This is a genomic window from Gemmatimonadota bacterium, assembly GCA_016719105.1.
Lineage (GTDB): Bacteria > Gemmatimonadota > Gemmatimonadetes > Gemmatimonadales > Gemmatimonadaceae > SCN-70-22.
This window is the reverse complement of the sequence record JADKAQ010000008.1, coordinates 477853-484180: the sequence shown is the minus strand read 5'-3', so window position 1 is coordinate 484180 and position 6328 is coordinate 477853. Positions and strand designations below refer to the sequence as shown.

General features: G+C 69.5%; 5 protein-coding genes. All 5 read right to left on the bottom strand.

Annotation, left to right across the window (positions count from 1 at the left end; all coding sequences use genetic code 11):
• Positions 1-558: hypothetical protein (locus IPN47_12500; GenBank protein MBK9408844.1), on the bottom strand; the 558-nt coding region annotated here is incomplete at its 3' end.
• Between the two features lie 326 nt (positions 559-884).
• Positions 885-1379 carry a winged helix-turn-helix domain-containing protein gene (locus IPN47_12495; protein MBK9408843.1) on the bottom strand — a complete coding sequence of 165 codons (495 nt, stop codon included), beginning with the start codon at positions 1377-1379 and terminating at the stop codon, positions 885-887.
• Between the two features lie 826 nt (positions 1380-2205).
• On the bottom strand, positions 2206-2394 hold the full coding sequence (locus IPN47_12490; GenBank protein MBK9408842.1) for a hypothetical protein: 189 nt from the start codon (positions 2392-2394) through the stop codon (positions 2206-2208).
• Between the two features lie 250 nt (positions 2395-2644).
• Complete coding sequence (locus tag IPN47_12485; protein ID MBK9408841.1) at positions 2645-2851, bottom strand: hypothetical protein; 207 nt, start codon at positions 2849-2851, stop codon at positions 2645-2647.
• A gap of 422 nt (positions 2852-3273) precedes the next feature.
• A complete protein-coding gene (locus tag IPN47_12480; protein ID MBK9408840.1) occupies positions 3274-6261 on the bottom strand; it encodes an acyl-CoA dehydrogenase family protein in 2988 nt (995 codons plus the stop codon).
• Positions 6262-6328: the final 67 nt, after the last annotated feature.

The window sequence follows — 6328 nt, the reverse complement described above, 5'->3', positions numbered from 1 at the left end:
GATCGCGTTGTCGAGCAGGTTGAGGAGCAGGCGCCCCAGGAGGTCGGCGTCGCCGTGAAACGGTGCGTCGACTACCGGAGCAGACTCCCACGCGCACGCCGCGCTGCTCGGCGAGTGGGCGCACGGCGCGCGTGACCGCGTGCACCACCTCGTCGAGGTAAGAGGTTCGCGAAGCCGCGCTACCCGGTGCGCCTCATCGGCGCACGCAGGAGAAAGGAGATCGTCGACGTGCGCGTGAGGCGCGCGGCCGCCTGCTGCATCACGCCCATCGACTCGCGATACTCCCGCCTCGGAGCGTTGCGGGCGCGACAGCGTGACTTGCGCCTCGGTGTTGAGGATGGCCGCCGGGGTCCGCAATTCGTGCGAGGCATCGGCCATGAAGCGTCGCTGTTGTGCGAAGGCGCGCTCCAGGCGGTCGAGCAGCGAGTTGATGACCACGGCGGGCCCCCGGAGCTCGTCGTGTGGCGTGACGACGGGGAGGCGCTCGTGCAGGTTGGCGTCGGTAATGGCGGCGGCGCCCCCCCGCCCGCTAACCGGCGACAGCGAGCGGCGGGCCATGAAGTAGTGCCGTTCCTGGCCGCGGCCAGCAGGAGCGGATGGCCACGAGGAAGGCGCGACGGGATGCGCGCCAGCACGTCTCGATTTCGCGCAGCGAGGCGATCCCCGCCAGGAGCAAACGGTAAACCGCCGCCGATGGTGATGCGGCGGCGTGCACGCGCCAGGGCCCCCGCCGTCGACGTCAGCGTCACCATCGCCGGTGCCTCGGCGCCGACGCCTGCCACTGCGGCGAGCGCGCCTCGTCTGCGTCCGGAGTCCCGGTACCGCGCGACACCGCGTCGTCGGCGGCACTCGACGCCAGCGCACGCGCCCGTCGCGGTCGGCGATCACCACCTGGAATTGCGCGAAACGCACCTCGTGCACCGTGGTGCGCGACGCCACTTCAGAGGGTGGCGCCATAGGCCGCTCGTTGGCCAGCTCGCGGGCAAACGCCGACAGGGCGTCCGCGACGAAGTGGTCGGTGCGGGTCGGGGCGTGCGGTCGAAGACGACGTACGACACGATCGCGAAGGCCACCAGCGGGACGCCGAGAACGATCGTGAACCAGAGCGTGAGCCTCGCGCGCAGCGACGACGGCCACCAGCGCATGCTCACCCGCGCGTGCGCCCGGCGTCCGCGCGCTCCCCGTCGGCGTCCGCGCGCGCGCTCGGGTGCCCCGGCGGCACGTTGAGCATGAAGCCGGTCCCGCGCAGCGTCGCCACGAGCGGCGTCGTCGCCCTCCTCTATCTTGCGGCGCAGGCGACTGGCGTAGACGTCGATGATGTTCGAATACGTGTTGCTCTTGTCCTCCCAGACGTGCTCCATCAACTCGGCGCGGCTCACCACACGTCCGGCGTCGCGCCAGATGGTGCAGGAAGGTGAACTCCTTCGTGGTGAGCGGGATCCTCGCGCGCCACGCCGCACCTGGTGGCGCGTGGTGTCGATCACCAGGTCGCCGATGATCAGCTCGGGGAGAGCACGTCACCGCGCCGCCGCGTGAGCGCCGCAGGCGCGCCAGCAGTTCGCCGAAGTCGAACGGCTTGGTGAGGTAGTCGTCGGCGCCGGCGTCGAGCCCCGTGATGCGCTGCTCCCGGCGTCGAGCGCGGTGAGCATGAGCACCGGGACGGAATTCTCCGCGGCGCGAATCGCTCGGCGACGTCGAGTCCGTCATCCCCGCCATGAGGATGTCGAGGATGACCACGTCGTATCGGTGCTCCCGGGCGAGGCGAGTGCCTGCGTTCCGTCAGGCGCAAGATCGACGACGTGACGCCTCGCGCAGCCCGCGGGCGACGGACTCTCGGAGCTGACGATCATCCTCGGCAAACAGGACGCGCACGGGAGCGGAGGGCGAAGGGCGGGATGACGGCACGCGGGGCGCCGCCGCGGTGCGAGACCGGGGGCGAGCGTCGCGTCCCGGATGATAGCGCGCGAATGCCCGGCGCCGCCCCTGTCGCGTCGGACGAACCTACCGCGGGGGGCGCACGGGTGCCCTCACGGGAGCGCCGTCACCCAGGGCGAGAAATCCCGGTGGGGGGCAACGCGAGCGGCGCCGAAGACCGGACGCCGCTCGCGCGGATGAGGCGGGGGTCGTGGGGTTCGTGCGTCCGCGACCTTGTGGGAGCAACCGATGCGTCAGGCGCGGAGCAGTGACGTACCGGCGAAGACAGCCTTAGGCGGCGATGCGCTTGATCTCGACCATGACGTGGCCGCGAGCGCTCACCGAGGGCCAGAACATGACGTTGGCGTCGGAGTCGGCGAGCTCGCAGGAGCCGAACATCTCACGGACGGCGCGGCGGGCAGCCTGCTCGGAGTCGAAGGTCGCGTGCGGGATTTCGTTGAGGCGGAGGGCGTACGACATGGTATGCGCTCGGAAGGAAAGTGGGACGCGAGGGGCTTGTGAATCTTTTCACAAGTGTATCGCGTCCCTTTCGGCGGCTCGGACCCCCGCAGGGAGGGGGCGACCGGATGGGGCGCCTCCCATCCGGTCGGGTAGGTTTTCCGGAGTCGCCCGACGCGAGCGCGGAAACGCCCCACGGAGCTACTCGGTGGAGGGGCGATTCGGCCGACACCGCCACCCGTTCCCCGCCCCGCTCCTCCCTCCTCCCCCTTTATCCCTCGATCGCGCGGCGAACCGCGAGCCGCAACGATTCGAGGGAACGGTTTGGGAAGGAAGGAGGCGTTGAGCGGGAGGCGCCGCGCAACAGGAGCGCGTCGTTCGTGTAGCCCGAGATGAACAGGACGGGGATCCGGCGGGCATCGCGCTCCAGCGAGCGCGCGCGAAAGCGCACCACCACCGATGCCCGGCATCTCGACATCGGTGAGGACGAGGCCACATCGCGCCCGTCGGTCAGGAAGCGATACGCCTCCTCGGCGGAGCGTGCCCTGCGCGACCTCGAAGCCATCCGCCGCGAGCATGCGCGCCGTCATCTGACGCACCGCGTCCTGGTCCTCGACGAGGACGATGCGGCCGCTGCTCGGCGAAGCGGGGAGAATCGCGGCGGTTCCCATAGGCGGGGTCGGCGCAGCGCTCGTACCGGGAACGAGCGTCGGCTCACCCGCCGAGGGGGCGGTGGGGAACCGCAGGCGAAAGATCGACCCCTTGCCCGGCGCGCTCTCGACGGCGACTTCACCGCCAGACTGCTCGACGATGCCGGCGACCGTGGCGAGGCCGAGTCCCGTCCCCTGTCCCATCTCCTTCGTGGTGAAGAAGGGCTCGAAGATGCGCGCGCGGGTGGCCTCATCCATTCCGATCCCCGAGTCGCGCACCTCGAGGACGGCCATGTGCCGATCGCCGACCCGTGCCTCCGAGGTGCGGATGGTGACAATGCCGCCGCGCGGCATGGCATCGCGCGCGTTCACGACGAGGTTGACGAGGACCTGTTCGAGCTGGTTTGGGTCGACGACGATGCTGGGCGTCGCGTCGCTGAGGCGGTCGACGATCTGCACGTTGTCGCCCACCAGGCGCCGCAGCATGACGAGCAGGTCGCGCACGACCGCGTTGACGTCGATGGTGCGCGCCTCCATGACCTGCTGTCGCGAGAAGGCCAGGAGCTGGCGCGTGAGGCGGGCGGCGCGCTGGGAGGTGGACGATCTCGATCGCCTCCTCGCGCCGTTCGTCGCTGGCCGGGAGCGACTGCGCCAGCGATTCGCCGCAGTTGAGGATGACGGTGAGCAGGTTGTTGAAGTCGTGGGCGACGCCCCCCGCCAGGCGCCCGACGGCTTCCATCTTTTGCGCCTGACGGAGGGCCTGCTCCTGCCGGCGCTGGCCGCTGATGTCGCGGGCGATGGTCGAGATGAACTCGACGCGTCCCGTCGCGTCCTTGTGCACGAGCAGGACCTGGGAGACCTGCACCGTGCTCCCGTCCACGCGCTGCAGTTCGCGCTCGAGCTCGAGGACGCCGACCCCCGCGGTGAGCGCGCGCACGTCGTGCTGGCGATGCAGCTCGGAGGGCGCGAGGAACTGCGCCGAGTTGAAGCGCTCCAGCGGCTCGTCGGGGGCGATGCCGAGGAGGCGTCGCCCTGCGGCGTTGAGGTACTGCAACCTGGCGTCGGGGGTGATGATCGAGACGAGGTCGGTCGTGGCCTCGAGGATGGTGACGAGTCGTTCACGCTCGCGGGCGGCGCGGCGCTCCCCGGCGACGGCGGCGCTCAGCGCGTTCAATCGCCGCCGGACAAGGACATAGATGAGCACGGCGCTGGCGACGACGTAGAAACATCCCTTGTACGTCTGGAGTCGTGTGAGAGCCTCCTGGTCCAGCACTATGGCCAGGACGACGGCGTCGGACCAGACGATCCAGAGGATCCCGAGCGCGGCGTAGACCAGTGCGATCCACAGCGGCGACCAATCGACACGATCGGCCGGTGTTGATGCCCCGCGGGGAATGTCGTGTCCGCCGTCGCCCGCCCCGCCCCGCCCCATGGTTTCCATGACCCGCCGGCCTAACGATCCGTTGGTGCGAGCGGTGCCAGGTCGACGGCGTCGACGGCGCGCGCGGCAATGGTGTCGAGTCGGGCGTCCTGATTGATGCGGAGCGCCTTGAGGGCGCGGCGCGTGCGTCGATAGGCCATATGTATGAAGACGCGCGCGCAATCCACCTCGTTGGCCACGCGCGTCACGTCTCCGTCGACCGCTTCCAGCTCCGAGGTCACGCGCGAGAGGGCGGCGATGCTCAGGTAGAGGTCGATGGCGGCGTTGGCAGGCGCTCCTGCACGTATTGGCGCTCGATGATCGCCTTGCCGTGCTTGCGGAGGGCAGACTCGACCGCGCGCGCAGGGCGTGGATCTGCGAGGCGACGAGCTCGGCTTCATCCTCGAAGGCGGGGTGCACCTTCGTGAAGTCGGGCTTGTTGAGTGTGCTCCGCGCGCGCCCGGCGAGGTACGACGAGATGGCTCCGAAGCCATTGATGGGGTCCTGCAGCGCCTTGCCCAGCGCCTTGAGGCGCTCGCCCGGCTGCTGCAACCCCATGAGGGCGATGAGGGCACGGAGGATCTCGTTGGTCCCCTCGAAGATGAGCATGATGCGTGAGTCGCGCACGCTCTGCTCGAAGGGGAACTCCTTGGAGTAGCCCATCCCGCCGGCAATCTGCAACCCTTCGTTGGAGGCGCGGTAGGCCATCTCGGAATTGTAGACCTTGCAGGCGGCGGTCTCGAGCGAGAAGTCGACGCCACCGCGGTCCACCATCCCCGCCGTGAGAAACCACGCGGCGTCGGCGGCATAACACTCGGCGGCGGCCAGGGCGATCTTGCGGCGCAGCATCTCGAACGAGGCGATGGGGCGCCCGAACTGTTCGCGCTGCTTGGCGTAGGCGATCGCCTCGTTCATGATCTGGCGCGTCCCGCGCGCCGAGCCGGCGGCGAGGCCGAGGCGCCCGGAGTTGAGGATCTCGAGGGCGATCTTGAAGCCCTGCCCCACGTCGCCCAAACGGTTGGCAACCGGAACGCGCACGTTGTCGAAGATGACCGAGCGCGTGTCCGACGCCTTGATCCCCATCTTCTCCTCGAGCTTGCCGAGCGAGACGCCGGGGGTGTCGCGCTCGACGATGAAGGCGGTCACGCGCTCCTTCGGCTTCCCGTCCACGACGATCGGGACCTTGGCGAAGACGGTGAAGAGTCCGGCGTAGCCCGCGTTGGAGATCCAGATCTTCGTCCCGTTGAGGAGGTACTCGCTGCCATCGGCCGAGGGGGTCGCCGAGCACTTCATCGCCTGCGCGTCGGAACCCGAGCCCGGCTCGGTGAGGCAGAAGGCCGCGACCAGCTCGCCCGAGGCGCAGCGCGGGAGGTACTGCTGCTTCTGCTCCTCGGTGCCGAAGAGGGTGATCCCCTTGCAGCCGATGGACTGGTGGGCGCCGAAATAGACGGCGAGCGCCGGATCGGTGGCGCCGATCTCGCCGAACACGCGGTTGAAGACCGTGGCCGAGGCGCCGAAGCCGCCGTAGGCCTCCGGGATGTTGAGCCCCATCAGCCCTAACGCGTGGAACCCTTCGCGCATCGCATCCGGGAAGCGACCGTCGTGGTCGTGCTTCTTCATGTCGATGTGGTCTTTCGCGAAGGAGCGAAAGGCATCGAGGATCGCGTCGAGCGATTCCTTCTCGTCGGCGGAGAGCGTCGGGAAGGGGAAGACCATCTCCTCGCGGATCTCGCCGAGGAAGAGCCCCTTGATGAATGAGGGGTTCTCGTCGGGGGAGGCGAGGTGGGGGCGCGAGTCGGTCGGGGCGGAAGCGGTCATGGCGACAGCCAGGGGAGACGGGCGGGCGTGCGACGCGGTCAGGTGGGAGTCTAGGGGAAAGGGGGGC

Coding starts and splice junctions, on each gene's coding strand:
- IPN47_12485 (MBK9408841.1), bottom strand. CDS start 2,851: ATGTCGAGATGCCGGGCATCGGTGGTGGTGCGCTTTCGCGCGCGCTCG.
- IPN47_12490 (MBK9408842.1), bottom strand. CDS start 2,394: ATGTCGTACGCCCTCCGCCTCAACGAAATCCCGCACGCGACCTTCGAC.
- IPN47_12480 (MBK9408840.1), bottom strand. CDS start 6,261: ATGACCGCTTCCGCCCCGACCGACTCGCGCCCCCACCTCGCCTCCCCC.